At 68.2% G+C, this 2,239-nt stretch carries 2 protein-coding genes; both read left to right on the forward strand.

All coding sequences use genetic code 11. The annotated features are described in order from the left end of the window. Positions 1 to 50 precede the first annotated feature (50 nt). On the forward strand, positions 51 to 626 hold the full coding sequence (locus tag ACTWQJ_RS50445; protein WP_443313049.1) for an IS607 family transposase: 576 nt from the start codon (positions 51 to 53) through the stop codon (positions 624 to 626). Continuing rightward, positions 619 to 2,232: an IS200/IS605 family accessory protein TnpB-related protein gene (locus ACTWQJ_RS50450; RefSeq protein WP_443313050.1), complete on the forward strand. Its 1,614-nt coding sequence runs from the start codon at positions 619 to 621 to the stop codon at positions 2,230 to 2,232. The genes ACTWQJ_RS50445 and ACTWQJ_RS50450 overlap by 8 nt, the downstream gene beginning before the upstream one ends. Positions 2,233 to 2,239 lie beyond the last annotated feature (7 nt).

The raw sequence follows: 2,239 nt of genomic DNA on the forward strand, positions 1-2,239 counted from the left end.
AGTGTGCATAAGCGTGCATGAGATTACTCTAGTGGTGCTATGATCTTCGCGTGAATCTGACTGAGTGGGCGCGGGCGCAGGGGATCAGTCCCCACACGGCGTATCGCTGGTTTCGTAACGGGACACTTCCCGTGCCTGCTCAGCGTGTCGGTCCCCGCACGATCCTGGTAAACGTCGAAGCTGCGACGGCGCCGGAAGCTGTCGGCGGGCTGGGGCTGTATGCCCGTGTCTCCTCGCACGATCAGAAGGCGGACCTGGAGCGCCAGGTGGCCCGGTTGTCGGCGTGGGCTGCGAAGGCCGGTCACCGCGTCGTCCGTGTTGAGGCGGAGATCGGCTCGGGGATGAACGGTTTCCGTTCCAAGGCCCGTCGTCTGCTGGCCGACCCGGCCGTGACCACCGTGGTGGTCGAGCACAAAGACCGGCTCGGGCGGATGAACGTCGAACTCGTCGAAGCCGCTCTGTCCGCGCACGGGCGCCGCCTGGTCGTGCTCGATGACGGTGAAGTCGAAGACGACCTCGTTCGCGACATGGTGGAGGTGCTGACGTCGTTCTGTGCCCGCCTGTACGGCCGCCGGTCGGCGAAGAACCGCGCCCGAAAGGCTTTGGAGGCAGCCCGGCATGGCTGACCTCCGCCCGATCGAGGCACCGTTCGTCGCTCTCGGACCGTCCGGTGTCGCGATCCGCGACCGCCTCAAGCACCTCACCACCGACGACGAGAAGGTCTTGCGGCTGGTCGGTGACCACTTGGGCTCGCTGGCGGGGAAGGACCTCAAGGCCCGCTACGCGGTCGGCCTGGATCACGACACCGACGCCTGGGCGGAGCGGAAGCGGTCCCTGACCGAGGAGTCCTCCTCGCGGTGGGCCGGGTCGATCACGAAGGCCACGCACGACCAGTGGGCGCTCTCGCGGCGGGCCCAGTTCGCCCACATCCAGAACCTCGAAGCCGGTATCCGTACGATCGCGCACCGGCTGTCGCTGCCGGTCGGCGAGAAGGGGACGAAGCGGACGCCCGGCGGATACCGCAGCCGTCAGGAGTGGTTCCAAAAGACCCGGCGCCTGCACCTGCTTGAGGACCGGCTGACCGCTGAGCGGGCCGACCGCGAGAACGGGCGCGTCCGTGTCGTACGCGGCGGGAAGCGGCTGCTTCGCAACCGTCACAACCTCGAACAGGCTCAGCTCACCGAGACCGAATGGCGGCAGCGCTGGGAGGCGGAACGGCGGTTCCTCCAAGCGGACGGCGAGTCGGGGAAGCGGTTCGGGAACGAGACCATCCGCGTCACGCCGGATGGCGAAGTCAGCATCAAGCTCCCGGCCCCTCTGGCGCACCTGGCCAACGCCCGGCATGGCAGGTACGTGCTCGCCGCGAAGGTGTCGTTCCCACACCGAGGCGAGCAGTGGCGCGACCGGATCACCGCTAACCGGGCTGTCGCGTACCGCATCCACGAAGACACCGCCCGCGGGCGGTGGTACCTGACCGCTTCCTGGTCGATCCCGCTGGTCAAGACCGTGCCCCTGACCACGGCCGTGACCGGCGGCGTGATCGGTGTGGACACCAACGCCGACCACCTCGCCGCCTGGCGACTCGACCAGCACGGAAACCCGATCGGCGCCCCGCACACCTTCACCTACGACCTGTCTGGCAACGCGCAGCACCGCGACGCCCAGGTGAGGCACGCGCTCATCCGGCTGCTGCACTGGGCCCACCGCCATGGCCTGGCCGTCGCAATCGAAGACCTCGACTTCGGCGCGGAGAAGACCCGCGAAAAACACGGCAGGCGGAGGAGGTTCCGCAAGCTGATCTCCGGCATGCCCGTCTCCAAGCTGCGGGCCCGGCTCATCTCGATGGCTGCCGAACTCGGTATCGCCATCGTTGCTGTGGACCCGGCCTACACCTCGATGTGGGGCGCTCAGCACTGGCAGCGCCCCCTCACCAGTAAGAACCGCCCCGTCACGCGGCATCACGCCGCTGGTGTGGCGATTGGACGACGCGCCCTCGGGCACCCGATCCGGCGACGGACGGCACCGCCCCCTCACGACCAGAGCGATCGTGCGGGGCATCGGACCGTCCAGGCCAGACCGGAGGCCCGAGGGCATGAGGAAACCCGCCCCTGCATTCCCGGACCACGGACACGATCCGATGGCGCCGGATGCGGAGCGAACGCGGGGGACCAGTGTGCCCAACACCGTTCGAGGCACGCGGCTGAGCATGTGCAACTCATGCTCAGTCTTTAGGAACGGT

The organism is Streptomyces sp. KR55 (genome assembly GCF_052245645.1).
Taxonomy (GTDB): domain Bacteria; phylum Actinomycetota; class Actinomycetes; order Streptomycetales; family Streptomycetaceae; genus Streptomyces; species Streptomyces flavusporus.